20 protein-coding genes and 5 tRNA genes are annotated in these 22,181 nt (G+C 73.3%); 6 read left to right on the plus strand and 19 right to left on the minus strand.

The window, feature by feature from the left end; genetic code table 11:
- Window positions 1-37: 37 nt before the first annotated feature.
- Together recG and Sdia_RS24760 are read right to left on the minus strand one after the other, a co-directional pair.
- Complete coding sequence (recG, locus tag Sdia_RS24755; RefSeq protein ID WP_189500532.1) at window positions 38-2,242, minus strand: ATP-dependent DNA helicase RecG; 2,205 nt, start codon at window positions 2,240-2,242, stop codon at window positions 38-40.
- A 73-nt stretch (window positions 2,243-2,315) separates the two neighbouring features.
- The gene (locus tag Sdia_RS24760; protein ID WP_189500533.1) at window positions 2,316-4,085 is read right to left on the minus strand and encodes a DAK2 domain-containing protein; all 1,770 of its coding nucleotides are present in this window, start codon (window positions 4,083-4,085) and stop codon (window positions 2,316-2,318) included.
- 232 nt (window positions 4,086-4,317) lie between these two features.
- On the opposite strand from Sdia_RS24760, the gene rpmB reads away from it, so the two are divergent.
- A complete protein-coding gene (rpmB, locus tag Sdia_RS24765) occupies window positions 4,318-4,503 on the plus strand; it encodes a 50S ribosomal protein L28 (RefSeq protein ID WP_003951095.1) in 186 nt (61 codons plus the stop codon).
- Between the two features lie 531 nt (window positions 4,504-5,034).
- Here the strand turns inward: rpmB and thiD are convergent.
- Both thiD and Sdia_RS24775 read right to left on the minus strand, forming a co-directional pair.
- Window positions 5,035-5,877 carry a bifunctional hydroxymethylpyrimidine kinase/phosphomethylpyrimidine kinase gene (gene thiD, locus Sdia_RS24770; protein ID WP_100457701.1) on the minus strand — a complete coding sequence of 281 codons (843 nt, stop codon included), beginning with the start codon at window positions 5,875-5,877 and terminating at the stop codon, window positions 5,035-5,037.
- 550 nt (window positions 5,878-6,427) lie between these two features.
- Window positions 6,428-7,414 carry a thiamine-phosphate kinase gene (locus Sdia_RS24775; RefSeq protein WP_100457702.1) on the minus strand — a complete coding sequence of 329 codons (987 nt, stop codon included), beginning with the start codon at window positions 7,412-7,414 and terminating at the stop codon, window positions 6,428-6,430.
- A 356-nt stretch (window positions 7,415-7,770) separates the two neighbouring features.
- Here Sdia_RS24775 and Sdia_RS24780 point away from each other — a divergent pair, with 356 nt between their 5' ends.
- Together Sdia_RS24780 and Sdia_RS24785 are read left to right on the plus strand one after the other, a co-directional pair.
- A complete protein-coding gene (locus tag Sdia_RS24780; protein WP_100457703.1) occupies window positions 7,771-8,004 on the plus strand; it encodes an Lrp/AsnC family transcriptional regulator in 234 nt (77 codons plus the stop codon).
- Window positions 8,005-8,024: 20 nt separating this feature from the next.
- On the plus strand, window positions 8,025-8,510 hold the full coding sequence (locus Sdia_RS24785; RefSeq protein ID WP_100457704.1) for a DUF3515 domain-containing protein: 486 nt from the start codon (window positions 8,025-8,027) through the stop codon (window positions 8,508-8,510).
- 80 nt (window positions 8,511-8,590) lie between these two features.
- Here Sdia_RS24785 and Sdia_RS24790 read toward each other — a convergent pair whose 3' ends face one another.
- The 3 genes from Sdia_RS24790 to Sdia_RS24800 form a co-directional block, all read right to left on the minus strand.
- Window positions 8,591-9,763: a D-alanine--D-alanine ligase family protein gene (locus Sdia_RS24790; protein ID WP_115068132.1), complete on the minus strand. Its 1,173-nt coding sequence runs from the start codon at window positions 9,761-9,763 to the stop codon at window positions 8,591-8,593.
- 230 nt (window positions 9,764-9,993) lie between these two features.
- Window positions 9,994-11,004, minus strand: coding sequence for an NAD(P)H-dependent glycerol-3-phosphate dehydrogenase (locus Sdia_RS24795; protein WP_100457706.1), 1,011 nt, complete (start codon window positions 11,002-11,004; stop codon window positions 9,994-9,996).
- Window positions 11,001-11,807 (minus strand): lysophospholipid acyltransferase family protein, encoded by an 807-nt coding sequence (locus tag Sdia_RS24800; protein WP_100457707.1) that lies wholly within the window; start codon window positions 11,805-11,807, stop codon window positions 11,001-11,003. The genes Sdia_RS24795 and Sdia_RS24800 overlap by 4 nt, the downstream gene beginning before the upstream one ends.
- A gap of 164 nt (window positions 11,808-11,971) precedes the next feature.
- On the opposite strand from Sdia_RS24800, the gene cofC reads away from it, so the two are divergent.
- Window positions 11,972-12,682: a 2-phospho-L-lactate guanylyltransferase gene (gene cofC / locus Sdia_RS24805; RefSeq protein WP_100457708.1), complete on the plus strand. Its 711-nt coding sequence runs from the start codon at window positions 11,972-11,974 to the stop codon at window positions 12,680-12,682.
- A gap of 88 nt (window positions 12,683-12,770) precedes the next feature.
- Window positions 12,771-12,977: a hypothetical protein gene (locus Sdia_RS24810; RefSeq protein WP_100457709.1), complete on the plus strand. Its 207-nt coding sequence runs from the start codon at window positions 12,771-12,773 to the stop codon at window positions 12,975-12,977.
- 97 nt (window positions 12,978-13,074) lie between these two features.
- On the opposite strand, the gene Sdia_RS24815 is transcribed toward Sdia_RS24810, so the two are convergent.
- The 4 genes from Sdia_RS24815 to leuC all read right to left on the minus strand — a co-directional run bounded on the left by Sdia_RS24815 (window position 13,075) and on the right by leuC (window position 16,689).
- Complete coding sequence (locus Sdia_RS24815) at window positions 13,075-13,737, minus strand: HU family DNA-binding protein (protein WP_100457710.1); 663 nt, start codon at window positions 13,735-13,737, stop codon at window positions 13,075-13,077.
- A gap of 173 nt (window positions 13,738-13,910) precedes the next feature.
- The gene (locus tag Sdia_RS24820; protein WP_100457711.1) at window positions 13,911-14,138 is read right to left on the minus strand and encodes an SCO5555 family protein; all 228 of its coding nucleotides are present in this window, start codon (window positions 14,136-14,138) and stop codon (window positions 13,911-13,913) included.
- A 532-nt stretch (window positions 14,139-14,670) separates the two neighbouring features.
- Window positions 14,671-15,264 carry a 3-isopropylmalate dehydratase small subunit gene (leuD, locus tag Sdia_RS24825; protein ID WP_100457712.1) on the minus strand — a complete coding sequence of 198 codons (594 nt, stop codon included), beginning with the start codon at window positions 15,262-15,264 and terminating at the stop codon, window positions 14,671-14,673.
- A 6-nt stretch (window positions 15,265-15,270) separates the two neighbouring features.
- The gene (gene leuC, locus Sdia_RS24830; protein ID WP_100457713.1) at window positions 15,271-16,689 is read right to left on the minus strand and encodes a 3-isopropylmalate dehydratase large subunit; all 1,419 of its coding nucleotides are present in this window, start codon (window positions 16,687-16,689) and stop codon (window positions 15,271-15,273) included.
- A gap of 176 nt (window positions 16,690-16,865) precedes the next feature.
- Between leuC and ndgR the strand changes: the two genes are divergently transcribed.
- On the plus strand, window positions 16,866-17,582 hold the full coding sequence (gene ndgR, locus Sdia_RS24835; RefSeq protein ID WP_100457714.1) for an IclR family transcriptional regulator NdgR: 717 nt from the start codon (window positions 16,866-16,868) through the stop codon (window positions 17,580-17,582).
- An 871-nt stretch (window positions 17,583-18,453) separates the two neighbouring features.
- On the opposite strand, the gene Sdia_RS24840 is transcribed toward ndgR, so the two are convergent.
- The 8 genes from Sdia_RS24840 to Sdia_RS24875 all read right to left on the minus strand — a co-directional run bounded on the left by Sdia_RS24840 (window position 18,454) and on the right by Sdia_RS24875 (window position 22,146).
- Window positions 18,454-18,526, minus strand: a tRNA-Glu gene (locus Sdia_RS24840).
- A 21-nt stretch (window positions 18,527-18,547) separates the two neighbouring features.
- A tRNA-Gln gene (locus Sdia_RS24845) sits at window positions 18,548-18,619 on the minus strand.
- A gap of 16 nt (window positions 18,620-18,635) precedes the next feature.
- Window positions 18,636-18,708, minus strand: a tRNA-Glu gene (locus tag Sdia_RS24850).
- Between the two features lie 87 nt (window positions 18,709-18,795).
- Window positions 18,796-18,868 (minus strand) — tRNA-Glu (locus Sdia_RS24855).
- 21 nt (window positions 18,869-18,889) lie between these two features.
- Window positions 18,890-18,961 (minus strand) — tRNA-Gln (locus tag Sdia_RS24860).
- 85 nt (window positions 18,962-19,046) lie between these two features.
- Window positions 19,047-19,781 (minus strand): HAD family hydrolase, encoded by a 735-nt coding sequence (locus Sdia_RS24865; protein ID WP_189500534.1) that lies wholly within the window; start codon window positions 19,779-19,781, stop codon window positions 19,047-19,049.
- 105 nt (window positions 19,782-19,886) lie between these two features.
- Window positions 19,887-21,377: a glutamate--tRNA ligase gene (gene gltX / locus Sdia_RS24870; protein ID WP_100455110.1), complete on the minus strand. Its 1,491-nt coding sequence runs from the start codon at window positions 21,375-21,377 to the stop codon at window positions 19,887-19,889.
- The gene (locus Sdia_RS24875; protein ID WP_100455109.1) at window positions 21,370-22,146 is read right to left on the minus strand and encodes a fumarylacetoacetate hydrolase family protein; all 777 of its coding nucleotides are present in this window, start codon (window positions 22,144-22,146) and stop codon (window positions 21,370-21,372) included. The genes gltX and Sdia_RS24875 overlap by 8 nt, the downstream gene beginning before the upstream one ends.
- Window positions 22,147-22,181: the final 35 nt, after the last annotated feature.

Here is a 22,181-nt window from a genome sequence, read left to right on the forward strand (position 1 = left end):
TACGGCCGCCCCCGGCACGGCCGCTCGCCCGTCCGGGTCAGCCCTTGTCGAGGTACTGCTCGCGCTCCTCGTCGAGCAGGGCGTCGAGGGCGGTGCGCAGGGCGGGCAGGCCGGTGAGGCCCGGGTCCTCGGCGACGGTGCGGGTGGCCTCCTCACGCGCCTCGGCGATGATCTCCTCGTCCTCGATGACGGCGAGCATCCGCAGCGAGGAGCGGACCCCGGACTGGGCCTGGCCGAGGACGTCTCCCTCACGGCGCTGCTCGAGGTCGATGCGGGAGAGTTCGAAGCCGTCGAGGGTGGCGGCGACGGCGCCGAGGCGGGCGCGGGCCGGCGCGGCCTCGGGCATGTCGGTGACCAGGAGGCACAGGCCGGGGGCGGAGCCGCGCCCGACGCGGCCGCGGAGCTGGTGGAGCTGGGAGACGCCGAAGCGGTCGGCGTCCATGATCACCATGGCGGTGGCGTTGGGTACGTTGACCCCGACCTCGATGACGGTGGTGGCGACCAGGACGTCGACCTCGCCGGCGGCGAAGCGGCGCATCACCTCGTCCTTGTCGTCGGGGGCCATGCGGCCGTGCAGCACCTCGGTCCGCAGCCCGGCCAGCGGCCCGGCGGCGAGCTGCTCGGCCACGTCGAGAACGGCCAGCGGCGGCCTGCGGTCGCCGTCGTCGGCGGCCTTCTTCTTCGTGCTCTTCGTGCCGCCCTCCTCCTCGTCCCCGATGCGCGGGCAGACGACGTATGCCTGGTGGCCGTTCTCGGCCTCCTCGCGGACCCGCTCCCAGGCGCGGGCGAGGAAGTGGGGCTTGTCCTGGGCGGGGACGACGTGGGTGGAGATCGGGGAGCGGCCGGCGGGGAGCTGGTCCAGGACGGAGGTCTCCAGGTCGCCGAAGACGGTCATGGCGACGGTGCGCGGGATGGGCGTGGCGGTCATGACGAGGAGGTGCGGGGTGCGTGCCTCCTCCCTGGTGTGGCCCTTGGCGCGCAGGGCGTCGCGCTGCTCGACGCCGAAGCGGTGCTGCTCGTCCACGACGACCAGGCCGAGTTCGTGGAACTGGACGGTGTCCTCGATGAGGGCGTGGGTGCCGATGACGATGCCGGCCTCGCCGGTGGCCAGGTCGAGCAGGGCCTTGCGGCGGGCGGCGGCCGTCATGGAGCCGGTGAGCAGGACGACCTTGGTGGCGTGCTCGGCGGCGCCGAGGGTGCCGCCGTCGGCGAGGTCGCCCATCATCTCGGTGATGGAGCGGTGGTGCTGCTGGGCGAGGACCTCGGTGGGGGCGAGCATCGCCGCCTGGCCGCCGGAGTCGACGACGGCGAGCATCGCGCGCAGCGCCACCATCGTCTTGCCGGAGCCGACCTCGCCCTGGAGCAGGCGGTGCATGGGGTGGTCGGTGGCGAGGTCGTCGAAGATCTCGCGGGAGACCTTCTGCTGGCCGTCGGTGAGGGTGAAGGGGAGCCGGGCGTCGAAGGCGGTGAGCAGCCCGTCGGGGGCGGGCCGCCGGGGAACGGCGGTGAGCTGGCCCTCGGCGTGCCGGCGGCGGGCGAGGGCGACCTGGAGGACGAACGCCTCGTCCCATTTGAGGCGGGCCCGGGCCTGGGCGACGTCGGCCTGGCTCTGCGGGCGGTGGATCTTGCGCAGGGCCTCGGGGAGCGGGACGAGGCCGCGGCCTTCGCGGAGCGCGCCGGGGAGCGGGTCGAGGGCCTCGTCGGCGCTCGGGAGGACGGCGTCGACCGCCTTGGCGATCTTCCAGGACTCCAGTTTGGCGGTGGCCGGGTAGAGCGGGATGAGGGCGCCGGCCCAGGACGCCACATCCTCCGCGCCGTCACCGCGCAGCAGCTGGTAGGCGGGGTGGGCGAGCTGGAGGCGGTGGTTGAAGACGGAGACCTTGCCCGCGAACATCGCGCGGGTGCCCGGCTGGAGGTCCTGGTGCGGCTTGTGGACGCCCCGGCCGAAGAAGACGAGGCGCAGCAAGCCGCTGCCGTCGGTGATGGTGACCTCCAGCCGCTTGCCGCGCCCCGCGTTGAAGGTGTGCACGCGGGCGTCGGAGACCTGGGCGACCACCGTGACGTGCTCGTCCAGCGGGAGGTCGGCGAGGGCGGACAGCTCCCCGCGCTCGGCGTAGCGGCGCGGGTAGTGGTGGAGGAGGTCCCCGACGGTGTGCAGGCCGAGGTGGTCGGCCATCACCTTCGCGGTGGGCGGGCCGACTACTTTCTTCAGGTTCTCATCGAGCGCGGGCACGTGGTCCATTGCACACCACGAGGCTGACAACCGGCGCCCTGGCCGGACCTGGCGGCGGGTACGCGCGTGTGTTCCGGGCCCCTCACTCCACCCCGATGAGCATCGGGGACCCCTGCCGTCCGCCCCGGTACACGACGGTGTCCACGGCGAGGTGCCGGGTGCGTACGTGGCGTTCCAGCAGGCCGGCCACGCGCTCGGGCACCTCGTCGTCGAGGACGAGGGTGACCATCTCGCCGCCGGCCGAGAGCATCCGGTCCAGGACGGTGCGCGCGGTGTCGGCGAGGTCGGTGCCGATCACGGCCACGTCGCCGTCGACCAGGCCGAGCACGTCGCCCGCCTGGCAGACGCCGGCGGTGGTCCAGGACTGGCGTTCGGCGACGGCGATCTCCCCGTGCCGGGTGGTACCGGCGGCGGAGGTCATGGCGACCACGTCCTCGTCGAAGCGGCGGCCGCTCTCGTGGACGGCGAGCGCCGCGATGCCCTGCACCGCGGAACGCGTCGGGATGAGCGCGACGCGGATGCCGTCGCCACGGGCCTGCTCGGCGGCGGCGGCCGCGGTGTGCCGCAGCTCGGGGTCGTTGGGGAGCAGGACGACCTCGTGGGCGTGGGCCCGGCGGATCGCCTCGGCCAGTTCGCCGCTGGCGGGTGGTTCTCCGGCCCGGGCGTGCACGGCGGTCGCGCCGCTCTGCGCGTACAGCTCGGCGAGCCCCTCGCCGGGGACGACCGCGACGACGGCGCGCGGGGCGCGTGCACGGGGCGGCTGCGCGGTGTCGGGGCGCGGGGCGGGCGCGGCTCCGAAGTGCGTGATCCGGACGCGGTGCGGACGGCCCGCCTCGATGCCGGCCTCCACGGCGGCGCCGGCGTCGTCGACATGGACGTGGACGTTCCACAGCCCGTCCCCGCCGACCACCACGAGCGAGTCCCCGAGCGCGTCGAGCCGCCGCCGCAGCCGGGCGACGGCGGCGTCGTCGGCGTCCAGGAGATAGATCACCTCGTACGCCGGACCACCGGGGTCCCCCTCGCCCGCTCCCTCGGCGGACGGGGCGGACGGGGCGGACGGCTGAGAGGCGCACGGCGCCGTGGGGAGGACCCCTGCCGGGCGCGGCGCTGGGCGGGCCGGGGGCTCACCGGTGAGGGCTTCGACCAGGGTGTGGAGGACGGTGACGAAGCCGCGGCCCCCCGCGTCGACGACGCCCGCGCGGGCGAGGACCGCGAGGTGCCGGGGCGTCTCACCGAGAGCGGCGAGCGCGGCGGTGTGCGCGGCGCGCGCGACGGCGGCGCAGTCCGCGGCGCCCGCCCGGACAGCGGAGTGTGCTCCGTCGGCGGCGGCGGTGGCGACGGTCAGGACGGTGCCTTCGACAGGGTGGGCCACGGCTCCGTAGGCGGAGTCCGCCGCCCGGCGCAGGGCCTCGGCGAGGAGCGGGCCGTCGGCGTACGCCGCGTGAGCCTCCTCACGCGGCGCGGTGAGCACCTGGGCCATCCCGCGCAGCAGTTGCGCGAGGATCGTGCCGGAGTTGCCGCGCGCCCCGATGAGCGCCCCGTGGGCCATCGCGCGTACCGCGTCGGGCAGGGCGGGCACGGTGGCACCGGTCTCGTGGGCGGCGAAGACGGCCTCGACCGCCTGCGCGGCGGACTCGACGGTCAGATAGAGGTTGGTGCCGGTGTCGCCGTCGGCCACCGGGTAGACGTTGATGGCGTCGATGTCCTCACGGGCGCGCCCCAGGGCGTCGAGGGCCAAGGCGCACCAGCGGCGGACGGCCGGGGCGTCCAGAGGGGCGCCTCTGCGGTGCGGGGGGCGCGGATGCGGGGCGGGGGGTGGGGCGCCCTCGGGCTCCCCTTCCGGCTCGGGCACCTGCGCCTCCTCGTGCGGCTGGACTGCCCGCAGCGTAGACCCCGGCGGCATCGGTGGGCGGGGGCGGGGGCTCCGCCACCCGTGGTAGTTTCGTCGGGCAGGAGCGGCCGTTGTATGCTGCTCCAGTTGCCCGATGAGAATCGGGCTTTTCCCCCTGGCAGCGCCAATCAGTTACTGATCCCGGCATGCCGGGATTTCACTGTAAGTGCATCTGAAGTCTTTGGAGTGACCCGTGGCTGCCAACTGCGACGTCTGTGGCAAGGGGCCGAGCTTCGGCAACAACATTTCGCACTCGCACCGCCGTACGTCGCGTCGCTGGAACCCCAACATCCAGCGCGTGCGTGCCGTGGTCGGGCGGACGCCGAAGCGGCTCAACGTCTGCACCTCGTGCATCAAGGCCGGCAAGGTCTCGCGCTAATCGCGAGCGGTGTCCCCGCTCCGAGCGGGGGCAACCCGGTTCTCGCGCGGACGTCTCGCACTGGCGCGGCCACCAGGCTTGCTGCTCTAAGGCCGGTTCATCTTCGGATGGACCGGCCTTTTGCCTGTCCGAGCGCGGGGCTCGCACCGGGCTGAACCGCCGCTTGCCAGATCGAGAGGCCGGACCGGCGCCTGGGTGAGGCGCTGCGCCGGGGGGATGACGCTCGGCCTCATGGGCGCCCGGGCTCGCGAGCGGACGGGTCTGGTTGGCACCCGAGACCCCGAGTCCCGGGGAGGGCCCGGGACTGGAGGGCACCCGGGTTCATGGGCGCGTAGGCCCTACGGCGATCGGGCAGCCCCTCCCTGCGGACGCCCGAGGCCCAGTGCGCCTCCGGGGAATCGCCTGTGCGGGGCGCGCCCCGTCGCGCCGCGCCCCGCCGGAACCGCAGGTCGCGCGCGACGTGACGTCCCGTACGGGGCGCGCCACGGTGCGGGCCCTCGCGTCGGCCCCCGCCCCTCCCCGCGCGGGGACCTACTTCCCCGTGCTCACGCTTCCCTTCTCCCCCGCGTTCGCGCCCCCACCGATCCGCCAGCCGTGATCCACCGGCCCGATCCCCGCGCCCAGCGCGAAGCCGGCCTCGATGGCGCCGGTCAGGTACTCCTTGGCCAGGCCGACCGCCTCCGGGACCGGGTGGCCGAGGGCGAGGTGGGAGGCGAGGGCGCTGGCGAGGGTGCAGCCGGTGCCGTGGGTGTGCCGGTTGTCGAGGCGGGGGGCGCGGTACCAGTGAGTCTCGGTGCCGTCGGTGAGCAGGTCGACCGCGTCACCGGGCAGGTGGCCGCCCTTGATCAGCGCCCACGCGGGCCCGAGGGCCAGCACAGCCTCCGCGGCCCGCGTCATGCCCGCCTCGTCGCGGACCTGGACGCCGGTGAGCTGGGCGACCTCGTCCAGGTTGGGGGTGGCGACGGTGGCCACCGGCATCAGCCGGTGGCGTACGGCGTCGAGTGCGGACTCGGCGAGCAGGGAATCCCCGTGCTTGGAGACGCCCACGGGGTCGACCACCGCGGGGGCGTCGGTGTCCGCGAGGAGTTCGGCGACGGTGGCCACGAGGGTCGCGGAGGAGAGCATCCCCGTCTTGACCGCCTGGACGCCGATGTCGTCGACGACGCTGCGGTACTGGGTTCGGACCGCCTCGTCCGGGAGTTCCCAGACCCCCTGCACGCCGAGCGAGTTCTGGGCGGTCACGGCGGTGAGCACGCTCATGCCGTGCACGCCGAGGGCGAGCATCGTCTTCAGGTCCGCCTGGATGCCCGCGCCGCCACCGGAGTCGGAACCGGCGACGGTGAGCACCCGGCATGGGCGCGACGGTATGTCCATGAGGGCGAATCTAGCGGGGTGTTCGAACGCTGCGGGTGCCGGGGCAGGGGGCGCCATGGTTGCGGGGGCTGCGCGGGAGAGGCGAAGCGGCACGGCCCCTTCCGCGGCGGTGCCCGCGGCGCGATGCCCGGCAAGGCCACCAGCCGCCGTGTCGCCCCGCCGCCGTGTCGCCCGCGCCCCGCCGCCGCGAGCCGCCCAGCACGGCGGCTCCCCCGCACCGCCCCGTCGGTAAGGGCAACGCCGCTCCGCAGCCCCCTACACCCACGACGCTCCCGTCACACCCACGCCGCCCCGCCACCCCCTACACGTAAGCCCCACGCCGCGCCGTCACCCCGTACCCGACGCGCCAGCCCAGCCCCGTCGGCGACCCGGCGCCGCCCCGCCCGCGATCCGTCGCCGCCCCCTCCGCGATCCGTCGCCGCCCCGTCGGCGTCCCGCCGGGGCGGCGCCCCGGCCACCCCCGCCCCGTCACCGCAGTCCCCGCCGACGCCACCCACGGCCTCGCCGCTCGCCGCTCGCCGCTCGCCGCTCGCCTCTCACACCTCGCCGCTCAGCCCTCGATCTCCCCGCCCCCCGCCCCCGCGTCCCCGAAGTGGTCCCAGCCTCCCTTGTGGGTCCACGGTGCCCCGTCGACGGTGACACGGGGCAGGGCGGACGGATGGAGGACCTCGCCGATGACCTTCCAGCGGGCGGGGAGTTTCACGTCGGAGGGAAAGGTCGCGACGATGGCGTGGTCCTCGCCGCCGGTGAGGACCCACTGGAGCGGGTCGACGCCGACGGCCTGGCCGATGTCGTTCATCTGGCTCGGGATGTCGACCTTCCCGGAGGCCACGTCGATCCGGACCTTGCTCGCCTCGGCGATGTGGCCGAGGTCGGCGATCAGACCGTCGCTCACATCGGTCATGGCGGTGGCACCGAGCCCGGCCGCCGCGGGTCCGGCGTGGTACGGCGGCTCGGGGCGGCGGTGGGCCTCGACGAAGGCGCGGGGCGAGCGGAAGCCGCGGGACAGCACGGCGTACCCGGCGGCGGACCAGCCCAGCCACCCGGTGACCGCCACGACGTCCCCGGGCTGCGCCCCGGCACGGGTGACGGGCTCGTGGTTGCGCAGGTCGCCGAGGGCCGTGATGGAGACTATGACGGTGTCGCCGCGTACGACGTCGCCCCCGACCACGGCGGCGCCGGCGACCTGGCACTCGTCGCGCAACCCGTCCATCAGCTCCGCGGGCCAGGCCGCGGGGAGTTCGGCGGGTACGACGAGGCCGAGCAGGATCGCGGTGGGCACGGCGCCCATCGCGGCGATGTCGGCGAGGTTCTGCGCGGCGGCCTTGCGTCCCACGTCGTAGGCGGTGGACCAGTCGCGGCGGAAGTGCCGGCCCTCCAGGAGGATGTCCGTGCTCGCCACGACCCGCCGGTCCGGCGCGGTCACCACGGCGGCGTCGTCGCCGGGGCCGATCCGTACCGCCGGAGTCATGGTGAGCCGGGACGTGAGCTCCCTGATGAGCCCGAACTCCCCCAGCTCGCCCACAGTGCCTTTCACCGTGCGCCCACCTCTCGCATCAAGTGCCGGCCGAGACCGGTCACGTACCGAACCGTCCGTGCGGCGCCGGCACCCCGGCACCGCCCCGCTCCCCCATCGTCCCCGGTCCCGGCGGACCTGCGCGCACCGGGCGGCGCTGCGGTGCCGGCGCCCCCGCGTCCCCCGTGCGCCACGTTCCGTTTGCGGTCGCGGGACGGGGCTGGGGTCGGTACCGTCGACGCACACGTCAACGCCCGTGCCCCGCTAGCCGGACGGCGCGCGCGTCGGCTCGCGCGGCACTCCCCGCGGCGGGCACGGACGCGATAACGTGACGACCCTTTCCCCCACATGATCCTCGTGGCCGCCCTGGAGGTTCCGTGGTACAGGCGTATGTACTGATTCAGACCGAGGTCGGAAAGGCTTCGGCCGTCGCCGAGTTCATCGGCAGTATCCCTGGAGTGATCCAGGCGGAGGATGTGACCGGTCCCTATGACGTGATCGTGCGGGCGCAGGCCGACACCATGGACGAACTGGGCCGCATGGTGGTCGCCAGGGTCCAGCAGGTGGACGGGATCACCCGCACCCTGACCTGCCCGGTCGTGCATCTGTAGCCCCCGTCTACGCTGGCCCGGTGAACCTCACCCGTCGCCGGTCCCTCCGGTCTGCCGCCGCCGTGCTGGTGCTGGCCGCCGCTGCCGGCTGTTCCTCCGGGGACGGCCGGCCGGCTGCGGCGGTTCCCGAGCCGGCCGGCGCGGCCACCGCGCTCTGCCAGGCCCTGGACGACCGGCTTCCGCAGCACGTCGCCGGTCTGGAACGGGACGACCCGCGACCTGAGTCGGAACTGACCGCGGGGTGGGGCAGCCCGGCGATCATACTGCGCTGCGGCGTACCCCGGCCCGAGGCGATGGACGACCCGGACGCCGAGGGCGTGGAGGCCGACGGCATCGGCTGGCTCCTGGAGCAGGAGCACGACGGATCGTTCCGCTTCACCACCACGCTGCGCCGGGCGTACGTGGAAGTCGCCCTGCCCGCCGAGCACGCGCCGAGGGGACTGGCACCGCTCAGCGACCTCGCCCCCGCGATCGGCGAGGCGATTCCGGAGGGCATCGCCGACTGACCGGACGGCGCCGCACGGAACCGGAGCGCCCCTGCGGGGCGGGGCGGTCCCGGCCACGCGCCCGGTGAGCCGGCGCGGACTCAGCGCAGCCCGGTGGAGCGGCGCAGTGCCGCCTGCACGAGCTGGTCGACGAGGGCCGGGTAGTCGACGCCGGACTCCTGCCACATGCGCGGGTACATGGAGATGGGCGTGAAGCCCGGCATGGTGTTGATCTCGTTGATGACGAAGCCGCCGTCCTCGGTGAGGAAGAAGTCGGCGCGCACCAGTCCCTCGCAGGACGCGGCCTCGAAGGCTTCCACCGCCAGGCGCTGGACCTCGGCGGTCTGCTCCTCCGTGAGCGGGGCGGGGACCAGGCCCGGTGCCGAGTCGATGTACTTGGCCTCGAAGTCGTAGAAGTCGTGGCTCTGCACCGGGGGGATCTCGGCGGGCACGCTGGCGCGCGGCCCGTCCTCGAACTCCAGGACGCCGCACTCGATCTCCCGGCCGCGCAGCAGCGATTCGACGAGGATCTTCGGATCGTGGCGGCGGGCCTCGGCGAGGGCCGCGTCGAGGTCCGCGGGGCCGTCGACCTTGGTGATGCCGACGGAGGAGCCGCCGCGGGCGGGCTTCACGAAGAGCGGCCAGCCGTGCTCACCGGCGAAGTCGGTGATGCGGGTCCGGGCGGCGGCCTCGCCGGCGGCCCACTCGCGGGGGCGGATCACCAGGTACGGGCCGACCGGCAACCCGAAGGAGGCGAAGACCCGCTTCATGTACTCCTTGTCCTGGCCGACGGCGGAGGCGAGCACCCCGGAGCCGACGTAGGGGATGCCGGCCAGTTCCAGGAGGCCCTGGAACGTGCCGTCCTCGCCGTAGGGGCCGTGCAGGACGGGGAAGACGACGTCGACGTCGCCGAGGACCTTCGGCACCGAGCCCGGCTCGCTGTAGACGACCTCGCGGCTCCCGGGGGCGACGGGGAGGACGACGGTGCCCTCGCCGGGCTCGGCGAGGCCCGCGACGTCGGGGACGGTGCGCTCGGTGATCGCCATCCGCGCGGGCTCGTCGGCGGTGAGCACCCAGCCGCCCTCGGTGGTGATGCCGATGGGCAGGACGTCGTACCGGGAGCGGTCGATGGAGCCCAGGACGGCGCCGCCGGTGACCACGGAGATGCCGTGCTCGGAGCTGCGCCCGCCGAAGACGACGGCGACGCGCGGCTTGCGGGGTTCGGTACCGGGCTCGGGGAGGGCCGGGTTCTGGGGGGAGTTCTCGCTGCTCATATCGCGATGAGCGTACCTGCTGGTAGGCCCCTCGTCAGCGCCTGAGGGGCCCTGTCGCGGCAGCGGCACCCGAGCGCCGCAGCGCGTGGCGGGCGCCCCGTGCGGGACGGCACGGGGCGGCGCGGCAGGTCGGAAGCGGTGCGTCCGCGTCAGCGGGCGGAACAGCCGCGACGTGGCCGCTCCCCGCCCCTGCCACGCCGGGCACCGCTCCGGCGTGGCGGCGCCCGGCGTCAGCGGCGCTCGGGCTTGGCGCTGCGGCCCATCAGCTCCTTGAGGGCGACGAGCGGCGGCTTCCCGTCGTGCACGATGCTGACGACCGTCTCCGTGATGGGCATGTCGATACCGTGCCGGCGGCCCAGATCGAGCACGGACTCGCAGGACTTGACGCCCTCGGCGGTCTGCTTCGTGACGGCGATGGTCTCCTCCAGCGTCATCCCCTTGCCGAGGTTGGTGCCGAAGGTGTGGTTCCGCGAGAGCGGCGAGGAGCAGGTCGCCACCAGGTCGCCGAGACCGGCGAGGCCGGAGAAGGTCATGGGGTCGGCGCCCATGGCGAGACCGAGCCGGGTGGTCTCGGCGAGCCCGCGGGTGATGAGGGAGCCCTTGGTGTTGTCGCCCAGGCCCATGCCGTCCGCGATGCCGACGGCGAGGCCGATGACGTTCTTGACGGCGCCGCCCAGCTCGCACCCGACCACGTCGGTGTTGGTGTAGGGCCGGAAGTAGGGGGTGTGGCAGGCGGCCTGGAGCCGCCGGGCGACGTCCTCGTCGGTGCAGGCGACCACGGCGGCGGCGGGCTGCCGGGCGGCGATCTCCCGGGCGAGGTTGGGCCCGGTGACGACGGCGATCCGCTCGGGGGGCAGCTTGGTGGTGTCGGCGATGACCTCGCTCATCCGCATCGCGGAGCCGAGTTCGACGCCCTTCATCAGGGAGACGACCACGGTGTCGGGGGCGAGCAGCGGGGCGAGGGTGGTGAGGTTGGCGCGCGCCGTCTGGGAGGGGACGGTGAGGACGGTGAAGTCGGCGTCCGCGGCGGCTTCGGCGGGGTCGGTGGTGGCCCGCACGGAGGCGGGCAGCACGGCACCGGGCAGGTAGCCGGAGTTGGTGTGCGAGGTGTTGACCTCGTCGGCGACCTCCTGGCGGCGGGCGCACAGGACGACCTCGCAGCCCGCGTCGGCGAGGACCATGGCGAACGCCGTTCCCCAGGAGCCGGTTCCGAGGACCGCTGCCTTGACCGGGGGTGTCACTGGTTGCTCTCTCCTGACTTCTGCCCCGGCGCGCTCTCGCACACCGCCGGGGCGGCGGGCTGCGGACGGGTACCGGCCCGCCGCTGCTGGAGGCGGACCGTGCGGGGGTCGTACGGGGTGGGGGGTGCGGGTTCGCCGCGCATCTCGGCCAGCAGGTCGGTGACGGCCGCCATGATGGTCTCGGTGACCTCGCGCAGCACCTCGGGGGTGGGTTCGAGGTCGTAGTAGGCGCTGAGGTCGACCGGCGGGCCGGCTTTCACCTGGAGCGTCTTGCGCGGCAGGAGCTGGAGCTTGTTCTCCTTGGCGTACGGCGGCATGGCGAGGTTGGCGCCCCACTGGGCGACGGGGATGACGGGGCAGCGGGTGCGCAGGGCGACCCGGGCGGCGCCGGTCTTGGCGGTCATCGGCCACATCGCGGGGTCGCGGGTGAGGGTGCCCTCCGGGTAGAAGGCGACGCACTCGCCGCGCTCGATGGCGTCCAGGGCGGCCCGGAAGGCGTCCAGCGCGTCGGTGGTCTCCCGGTAGACGGGAATCTGCCCGGTGCCGCGCATGACGGCACCGACAAATCCCTTCCCGAAGAGACCGTTCTTCGCGAGGAATCGCGGAACGCGTCCGGTGTTGTACTGATAGTGAGCGTAGGAGAGCGGGTCGAGATACGAGTTGTGATTGACCGCGGTGATAAATCCGCCGTCAGCCGGAATGTTCTCCATTCCGCTCCAGTCCCGCTTGAACAGAAGCACCAGCGGCGGTTTGGCGATGACCGCTGCCAAGCGGTACCAGAAGCCGATTCTGCGGCGGGACACTCGGGCACCTTCCTCTTCGCGAACCCTGGGATGCGATCTGCCGCGCCCTGGGGCGGACGCACAAGTGTCGCCCCGGGTCCCCTTTCTGTCGAGAACACCGTACGCCCACCCTCACGCGGCGCGGCCGGGCACCGGCGGCGGGGCGAGCCCCCGGGAGGGCGAGAATGACCAGGATGCGTACTGAACCCGACGCGGGCCGGGCGGGCCCGTGGAGCCTGGTGGTCCCCCTGAAACCCCTTGCCCTGGCCAAGAGCAGGCTCGCCCCCGCCCTGGACGGCACGGCGCGGGCGCGGCTCGCGCTGGCGTTCGCCCAGGACACGGTGGCCGCCGCGCTGGCGTGTGCGGCGGTCCGCGATGTGGTGGTCGTCACGGACGACGCCCGGGCCGGGGCGGCTCTGGCGGCGCTCGGGGCGCGCGTGACGGACGACACTCCGGCGGCGGGGCTGAACGCGGCGCTGGCGCACGGTGCTCGGACGGTGCGGGCGGCGCGGCCCCGCGCGGCGCTCGCCGCCCTCAACGCCGACCTGCCCGCGCTGCGCCCCGGTGAGCTGGCGCGCGTCCTCGCCGCGGCGTCCGCGCACCCGCGCGCCTTCCTCCCGGACGCCGCCGGGATCGGTACGACGTTCCTGTCGGCCGCGGCGGGCGCACCGTTCCGGCCGCGGTTCGGAGGCGCGTCCCGCGCGCGGCACGCCGCGGTGGGCGCCGTCGAACTGGCCCTGGACGCGGTGCCGGGCGTCCGCCGCGACGTGGACACCCCGGCCGACCTGCGGGCCGCCCGCGAGCTGGGCCCGGGGCCGCACACCGCGGCGGTGCTGGCCGCGCTGGGCCCGGCCGCCGCGCCGGCCGGGCGGGCGTCTCCGGCGCCGCCCGGCTGAAGCGCGGCCCCGCCCGCGACGCGCGGTGCGCCGCGGGCCCGCGCCTCCCGCGCGACGGCGCCGGCGCCGTCGGGCTACGCTGCGGGACATGCAGGCGACCGCGTACACGTACGACCCTGAGACCCGCGGCGGCAGTGTGCTGCTGGACGACGGCACTCCCGTGCCCTTCGACGGCGCCGCGTTCGACGCGGGCGGCCTCCGTCTGCTCCGTCCCGGGCAGCGGGTGCGCGTCGAGACGGCTCCCACCGCGGACGGCGCCCCGCGGATCACGCTCGTCACTCTCCAGACGTTCTGACGCCGGGCACGCCGCGGGCCGGGCTCCCCGAGGGGGGCCCGGCCCGATGCGCGTGGTCCGGCCGTGTCCGAAGGCTTCGCGGCGGCCCGCTACTTCGTCACTTCTTGCGCCCGGCCGCCGAGGTCTTCTTGGCGGTGGTGGTCTTGCGGGCCGAGGACTTCTTGGCGGGGGCCTTGGTGGCGGTGGCCTTGTTCGCCGGGGCGGTCTTCTTGGCCGTGGACTTCTTCGCCGCCGACTTGGCCGGGGTGGCCTTCTTCGCCGTGGCGGTGGTCTTCTTCGCCGCGGGAGAGGTCTTCTTGGCGGTGGCGGTCGTCTTCTTGGCCGGGGTGGCCTTCTTGGCGGTGGTGGCGGTGGTGGTCTTCTTCGCCGCCGACGCCTTCTTCGCGGTCGCCTTCTTCGCGGCGGCCTTCGCGGTGGTCTTGGTCCCGCCGGTGAGGCTGCCCTTGGGCGCCTTCTTCACCGCCACGTCGTTCTTCGGGAGCTTCTTCGTCCCGGCGACGAGATCCTTGAAGCCCTGACCGGCGCGGAACCGCGGCACGGAGGTCTTCTTGACCCGGACCCGCTCGCCCGTCTGCGGGTTGCGGGCGTAGCGGGCGGGGCGGTCGACCTTCTCGAAGGATCCGAACCCGGTGACGGAGACCCGCTCCCCGGCCACCACCGCGCGGACCATCGCGTCGAGCACCGCGTCGACGGCTTCGGCGGCGTTCTGACGACCGCCGACCTTGTCGGCAATCGCTTCTACGAGCTGCGCCTTGTTCACGTCTTCCCCTTCGGAGGCATTGCCAGAACCAATGTGTTCAAGCTTTTTCGCACGGTAGGCAGATATATACCGCAAATCAAACACGAAACGGGCTAATCACCCGTGCGCCGCAACGGAGGCGACCTGTCGCTCCACGAAGGGGCCTTGAGGCTTCCGTGGGGCTCACTTGACGCTCAGAGATCTTGGGGGAATCGCCCTTCGTCGAGCTCTGCCGAGAAGCGGTCCAGACGTCGGGCCGCCGCCGCGAGATCGTGTTTCGCCGCGGCCGTAATGGCCAGCAGCTTTCGGGAGAGCGTCCTGCGGACGTCTTCCGGGACTTGCAGCGCGCGCACTCGGGAGTGCGCTTCTTTCAGCCGGTCGGCGACAACGTCGTAGAGCTCGATCTCGCTGTCGCGTTCCATGCGCCGATTGTGCCATCTGCGTCGAGTTGTCGCCCCACAGGGGGGCAACTGCCGCGCGGGGCCCACCCTTTCAGGAGTACGGGGCTTCCCGTCCCCCACCATGCGAAAGGAGGCCAACTCCCCTTTTCAGCAACGCAGTTGGTAGGTCGCGGGACCACTCTTCCGGGTGTCGTCCAAGTAGCCGCGTCAACTCGCCGCAGGGTCAGCCGGATGGCCCCTTCCGGCCTCCGGAGCCCACCTTGAGGGACGCTTTCACGCCAACTCCGAACATCGTTGGCCCGCGCGCCATTCCCGTCCTGTACAGCGCCTGCCCGCACAGCCGTCCGCGCGGCACCGACGCGGGTACGACGGCACCCCCGGCCCCCGGAGCCCCCGGCTTCTTCCCCGCGCGTTTCTCCCACGCCCCACTGGACCGTTCGGGTGTCCGGCGCCCCGCCGGCGCCGCCGGAAGCGCCGAAACCGGCAACTCCCCCGCACAGCACCGCGCCCCCACTCCGGCGGGAGCGGGGGCGCGATGGCGAACCGAGTGGTGTCAGACGGGCAGCGTGCGGGGCTTGAACGCCGGGCGGCGCGACTCGTAGGCCGCGATGGCCTCCTCCTCGCGCAGCGTGATGCTGATGTCGTCCAGGCCGTTCAGCAGGCGCCAGCGGGAGTTCTCGTCCAGCTCGAAGGGGGCGGTGACACCCGCGGCGCGGACCTCGCGAGCCTGGAGGTCGACGGTGATCTCGGCCGTGGGGTCGCTCTCGGTGAGCTCCCACAGGGCGTCGACGACCTTCTGGTCGAGCAGGACCGTGAGCAGGCCGTTCTTCAGCGAGTTGCCGCGGAAGATGTCGGCGAAGCGGGCGGAGATGACCGCCTTGAAGCCGTAGTTCTGGAGCGCCCAGACCGCGTGCTCCCGCGAGGAGCCGGTGCCGAAGTCCGGACCGGCCACCAGAACGGTGGCACCCGCGCGTTCGGGCTTGTTCAGGACGAACTCCGGGTCCTTGCGCCAGGCCTCGAAGAGCCCGTCCTCGAAGCCGTCGCGAGTGACCTTCTTGAGCCAGTGGGCCGGGATGATCTGGTCGGTGTCGACGTTGCTGCGGCGCAGCGGGACGGCCCGGCCGGTGTGCGTGGTGAAGGCTTCCATGGCTGATCAGACTCCCGCGGGTACGTCGGTGAGGTCGGCGGGCGAGGCGAGCGTGCCGGTGACGGCGGTCGCGGCGGCCACCTGCGGCGAGACCAGGTGGGTACGGCCGCCCTTGCCCTGGCGTCCCTCGAAGTTGCGGTTGGAGGTGGAGGCGGAGCGCTCACCGGGGGCGAGCTGGTCGGGGTTCATGCCCAGGCACATCGAGCAGCCCGCGTGCCGCCATTCGGCGCCGGCCTCCTTGAAGACGACGTCCAGGCCCTCCTCGACGGCCTGGAGGCCGACCCGGGCGGAGCCGGGGACCACGAGCATGCGGACGCCGTCGGCCACCTTGCGGCCCTTGACGATGCCGGCGGCGGCCCGCAGGTCCTCGATCCGGCCGTTGGTGCAGGAGCCGACGAAGACGGTGTCGACCTTGATGTCCCGCAGCGCCTGCCCGGCCTGGAGCCCCATGTACTCCAACGCCTTCTCGGCGGCGTACCGCGCGGACGGGTCCTCGAAGGAGGCGGGGTCCGGCACGTGGGCGCTCAGGGGCGCCCCCTGTCCGGGATTGGTGCCCCAGGTGACGAACGGCGCCAGGGTGGCGGCGTCGATGACGACCTCGGCGTCGAATGCGGCGTCGTCGTCGGAGCGCAGCGTCTTCCAGTAGGCGACGGCCTCGTCCCACTCCTGCCCCCGCGGCGCGTGGGCGCGGCCTTCCAGGTAGGCGAAGGTGGTCTCGTCCGGGGCGATCATGCCGGCCCGGGCGCCTGCCTCGATGGACATGTTGCAGATGGTCATCCGCGCCTCCATCGAGAGTTTCTCGATGGCCGGGCCCCGGTACTCCAGGACGTACCCCTGGCCGCCGCCGGTGCCGATGCGGGCGATGACGGCGAGGATCAGGTCCTTGGCGCTGACGCCCTCGGGCAGTTCGCCCTCGACGGTGATCGCCATGGTGCGCGGACGGGTCATCGGCAGCGTCTGGGTGGCCAGTACGTGCTCGACCTGGCTGGTGCCGATGCCGAACGCCAGCGCGCCGAAGGCCCCGTGGGTGGAGGTGTGCGAGTCACCGCAGACGACCGTGGTGCCCGGCTGGGTCAGGCCGAGCTGCGGCCCGACCACGTGCACGACGCCCTGCTCGACGTCGCCGAGCGAGTGCAGCCGCACCCCGAAGTCGGCGCAGTTCTTGCGCAGCGTCTCCAGCTGGACCCGGGAGACCGGATCGGCGATGGGCTTGTCGATGTCGAGGGTGGGGGTGTTGTGGTCCTCGGTCGCGATGGTGAGGTCGAGGCGGCGCACGGCGCGCCCGGCCTTGCGCAGACCGTCGAAGGCCTGCGGGCTGGTCACCTCGTGCAGCAGGTGCAGATCGATGAAGAGAAGGTCCGGCTCGCCCTCGGCGCGCCGGACGACGTGGTCGTCCCAGACCTTCTCCGCGAGTGTCCTACCCATCGCTTTCCCTTCGGCCGGCGTCGTCGCCGGCCCAACTAGAGATTCGGTGCGCCCCCGTCCGGACCCCCGTGCGGGGCGGTGGCGGAGCGGGTTGTGAGGTTCCCGCCCCCACAGCCTGGCAACTTCCCGGGAAAATTGAACTTGCGTTTCACAGAGTGAGACGTGAGTATCGTTGAATGGACAACTCTAGTGGCGTCGGCGTTCTCGACAAGGCGGCTCTCGTTCTGAGCGCTCTGGAGTCCGGTCCGGCCACCCTCGCCGGGCTGGTCGCGGCGACCGGGCTCGCCCGCCCCACGGCGCACCGCCTCGCCGTGGCTCTGGAGCACCACCGCATGGTGGCGCGTGACATGCAGGGCCGGTTCATCCTCGGCCCCCGGCTCTCGGAGCTGGCCGCGGCAGCGGGCGAGGACCGCCTGCTGGCGACGGCCGGGCCGGTCCTGACCCATCTGCGGGACGTGACCGGCGAGAGCGCGCAGCTCTACCGTCGCCAGGGCGACATGCGCATCTGCGTGGCGGCCGCCGAGCGGCTCTCCGGCCTGCGGGACACGGTGCCGGTCGGCTCGACCCTGACGATGAAGGCCGGCTCCTCGGCTCAGATCCTCATGGCCTGGGAGGAGCCGGAGCGTCTGCACCGCGGCCTCCAGGGCGCGCGTTTCACCGCCACGGCGCTCTCCGGCGTACGCCGCCGCGGCTGGGCCCAGTCGATCGGTGAGCGCGAGCCGGGCGTGGCCTCGGTGTCCGCCCCGGTGCGCGGTCCCTCCAACCGGGTCGTCGCCGCCGTGTCGGTCTCCGGCCCGATCGAGCGGCTGACCCGGCACCCGGGCCGTATGCACGCCCAGGCCATCATCGACGCCTCCCAGCGCCTCTCCGAGGCCCTGCGCCGCACCAGCTGACCCTCCCCGCCCCACCGACACCCGCGAAGCCGAGACCCCGCTGTCCCGCGATCCGGACGGCGGGGTCTCGCATGTGTGTCCCGGGCCCGGCCTCCAGCCGCTCCGCGCCCCGGCCTCGGCCCCGGGCCGTACGTCCCGCCGCGCCGGGCGACGGGCACGGCGGCGTGGACGGGCCGGTGACGGCCGGCCGGGACGAGTTGCCTCTCGCACCGGACACCGACGTGCCCTTGCTCTCGCGGACGCACGAGGTGCCCTGCCCCACCCGGCGTGGCGCTTCCACCCGGGTGCCTGGCCGAGCGAGGAGAACGGCGCCTCCCCCGCGACGGTCACGCGAGGGGGCGGTGCCACCGGGCCGCCGCGTGCACGCCGCTCGCGCCTCCCGGGACGCGTCCCGCCTACGCGGGCCGCGGTCGTGGGGACGGCCAGGAAGAACCCCGCCGCCGTCGACGACGACCCCCTCGGGCTGACTTGGCGCCTCGCGCCTGCCGGCGGAGGCCGACTGGGAGCGGGCCCGCGAGCTGGGGCCGTCCTCCGCCGCGGGCCGGCCGCCTCGGCCGTCGGCCCGCGACGCCTCGGCCACGGCGGCGGCGCCGCCGAACTACTGCTGTACGCCCGGCAGATGAAGGAGGGGACTGCCCGCGAGCTGGAGCTGACGCAGCGGTGTCCGGCCGAGGCGGAGCAAGTGGTCGGCGCCGGCCGTCGCGGCGCTCCACGGACCCGCCCCCTGGGGCCGGCCGGGCGGAAGTGCCCCAGCGCCGCCCAGGCCCACCGCCCGAGGAAGGCGGCCCGTCGCGGCGGGGCCCGTGAACGGCGCCCGCGCCACCCGCACGAAGAAGGGCCCCCCGCGTACTGCGGGAGGCCCTTCCCTCTGTACCCCCGACCGGATTCGAACCGGCGCTACCGCCTTGAGAGGGCGGCGTGCTAGGCCGCTACACAACGGGGGCCTTGCAGATGAGCTCTGCGAGCTGGGCTACCAGGACTCGAACCTAGACTAAATGAACCAGAATCACTCGTGCTGCCAATTACACCATAGCCCATGGTGGTTGAGACCAGTACCCCCGACCGGATTCGAACCGGCGCTACCGCCTTGAGAGGGCGGCGTGCTAGGCCGCTACACAACGGGGGCCCTAGCGATCCCACCCGGCGAGCGACGCCGGGTGATGTCACCACTTGACCGTGAAGAGCGACTTCGACGATCAGCAGGATGGATCTGTACCCCCGACCGGATTCGAACCGGCGCTACCGCCTTGAGAGGGCGGCGTGCTAGGCCGCTACACAACGGGGGCCTTGCAGATGAGCTCTGCGAGCTGGGCTACCAGGACTCGAACCTAGACTAACTGAACCAGAATCAGTCGTGCTGCCAATTACACCATAGCCCACCAAAATTCAACCCCCGAGGGGGCTTTCCTTCGGTGTGCGCTTCCCTTCGGCCTTTCGGCCCGCCCGGGCGGCGCAGGAAGAACATTACCCGAAGGTGGACCGGGCTCCAAAACGGGTTTGCCCGGTCAGCAGCGCCGGCAGCTCGGCCAGTCCCCTGATCCGCTCGACGCCCTCCGGGGCGGGGCCCCGGGTGCCGTCCCGGTCGACCCAGACGGAGCGCAGCCCGGCGTCCCGGGCGCCGACGCCGTCCACCTCCCGGTCGTCGCCGACGTACGCCACCTCTCCGGGGGCCAGGCCCAGCGCCTCGCAGACGTGCAGGAAGGCGCCGGCCTCGGGCTTGGCGATGCCCAGCTCGACGGCGCAGACGACGCTCTCGAAGTGGTCGCGGACGCCGAGGGTGGTGAGCTTGCGCTCCTGGACGAGCAGGCCGGCGTTGGAGAGGACCGCCAGGCGGCAGACCCCGGCGACGGCGGCGAGGGCTGCCGCGGCGTCCGGGAAGAGCGACCAGGCGTTCTCGTAGTGCGCTACGTACCGGTTCCACCAGGCGGTGGCCCGGGCCTCCGTGAGCGGGGTGCCGAGGAATTCGCGCACCCGGTCGCGGCGGTGCCCCTCGAAGTCGGTCTCGCCCGCCACGAAGCGGCGCCAGTGGGTCCCCGAGACGGTCTTCCAGCGGGCGAGGGCGGCCTCCTCGCCGCCGTGCCGCTCCAGCAGCCCTTCCACGACGAGATGGGCGCGGATGCCGTCGAGGTCGGCCCGCCCGTGGTCGAAGAGGGTGTCGTCGACGTCCCACACCACGGCCTTGATCCCGTTCGTGCCCATGGGGACGAATCCAGCCCCGGCCGGCGGCGGTGACCAGGGCGCGCGAAAGCCCGTGGGGGCGGTGGCCGGCGTCGGCCACCGCCCCCACGGGCGTACGGACGGGTCCTAGGCGGCGAGCTTGGCCATGGCCGCGTCGATCCGGGCGAGGGAGACGTCCTTGCCGAGGATCTGGAGGGACTCGAAGAGCGGCAGGCCCACGGTGCGGCCGGTGACCGCGACGCGGACCGGCGCCTGTGCCTTGCCGAGCTTGAGACCGTGCGTCTCGCCGGCCTTCAGGACGGCCTCCTTGAGCGCCTCGGCGCTGCCCCAGTCGGCGCCCTGGAGGTTCTCCCGGGCGGTGGTGAGCAGGGCCAGCGGGTCGCCCTTCATCGCCTTCGTCCAGGACGCCTCGTCGAAGACCGGCTCCTTGAGGAAGAGGAAGTCGACGTTGGCCGTGATGTCGGAGAGCACGGTCAGGCGCGTCTGGGCGTACGGGGCGATCGTGTCGAAGACCGCCTGGTCGAAGTCTTCCGGCGCCCAGGGGGCGTACGGGGCGACCAGCCACGGGGCGCAGGCCTCGGCGAAGGCGGCGGCGTCGAGCATCCGGATGTGGTCGGCGTTGATCGCCTCGGCCTTCTTGAGGTCGAAACGGGCCGGGTTGGCGTTGACGTCCGCGATGTCGAACTTGGCGACCATCTCGGGGATCGTGAACACGTCCTGGTCGGCGGAGAAGGACCAGCCGAGCAGTGAGAGGTAGTTCAGCAGGCCCTCGGGGAGGAAGCCGCGCTCGCGGTAGAGGTTGAGCGACGCCTGCGGGTCCCGCTTGGAGAGCTTCTTGTTGCCCTCGCCCATCACGTACGGCAGGTGGCCGAAGGCCGGGGTCTGCTTGGCGATGCCCAGCTTCTCCAGGGCCTGGTAGAGCGCGACCTGGCGCGGGGTGGAGGAGAGCAGGTCCTCGCCGCGCAGGACGTGGGTGATCTCCATCAGGGCGTCGTCGACCGGGTTGACCAGCGTGTAGAGCGGGGCACCGTTGGCCCGGACGATGCCGTAGTCCGGGACGTTCTCCGGCTGGAAGGTCAGCTCGCCGCGGACCAGGTCGGTGAAGGTGATCGTCTCGTCGGGCATCCGGAACCGGATGATGTGGCTGCGCCCCTCGGCCTCGTACGCGGCCTTCCGCTCCGTGGTGAGGTCGCGGCAGTGGCCGTCGTACCCGGAGGGCCGGCCGGCCGCGCGGGCGGCCTCGCGGCGCTCGTCCAGCTCCTCGGTGGTGCAGTAGCAGGGGTAGGCGTACCCCTCGGCGACCAGGCGCTCGGCGACGTCCGTGTAGAGGTCGGTGCGCTGCGACTGGCGGTACGGGGTGTGCGGGCCACCGATCTCGGGGCCCTCGTCCCAGTCGAGGCCGAGCCAGCGCATGGAGTCCAGGAGCTGCTGGTACGACTCCTCGGAGTCGCGGGCCGCGTCGGTGTCCTCGATGCGGAAGACCATGGTGCCGCCGGTGTGGCGGGCGTAGGCCCAGTTGAACAGGGCGGTGCGGACGAGTCCGACGTGCGGGTTGCCGGTGGGCGACGGACAGAACCGTACGCGGACCGGGGAGGAGGGGGTTGCTGCGCTAGCCACGCTTGATCACCTTGTTGGTGAGAGTGCCGATGCCTTCGATGGAGACGGCGACTTCGTCGCCGACGGTGAGCGGCCCGACGCCTGCCGGGGTGCCCGTGAGGATGACGTCGCCCGGGAGCAGCGTCATGGCCTCGGTGATGTGCACGATCAGGTCCTCGACGGGGCGGACCATGTCACTGGTGCGGCCGAGCTGGCGCTGGACGCCGTTGACCGTGCACTGGATGGTGAGGTCGTCCGGCTCGACGTCGGTCTCGATCCACGGGCCGAGCGGGCAGGAGCTGTCGAAGCCCTTGGCGCGGGCCCACTGGTCCTCGCGGCGCTGCACGTCGCGGGCGGTGACGTCGTTGGCGCAGGTGTAGCCGAGGATCACGTCGCGGGCGCGCTCGCGGGGCACCTCGCGGCACATCCGGCCGATGACGACCGCCAGCTCGGCCTCGTGGTGCAGCTCCTCGGTGAAGGAGGGGTACGCGATGGGGTCGCCGGGGCCGATGACGGAGGTGGACGGCTTGAAGAAGGTGACGGGGACGTCGGGGACGGCGCCGCCCATCTCCTTCGCGTGCTCCGCGTAGTTGCGCCCGATGGCCACCACCTTGTTGGGGAGGACGGGCGGCAGGAGCCGGACCTTGGCCACGGGCACCTTGGTGCCGGAGAGCTCGAAGTCGGCGAACGGGATGCCCTTGATGATGTCGAGGACGAGGCTGTCGGGGCTGTCACCCTCGACCGCCCCGAAGGCGACATTGCCGTCGATGGAGAACCTGGCGATGCGCACGGGTTGCGGCTGCCCCTCTGCTACTGCTGACGCTG

Origin of the sequence: Streptomyces diastaticus subsp. diastaticus, from assembly GCF_011170125.1 — a bacterium.
GTDB lineage: Bacteria > Actinomycetota > Actinomycetes > Streptomycetales > Streptomycetaceae > Streptomyces > Streptomyces diastaticus.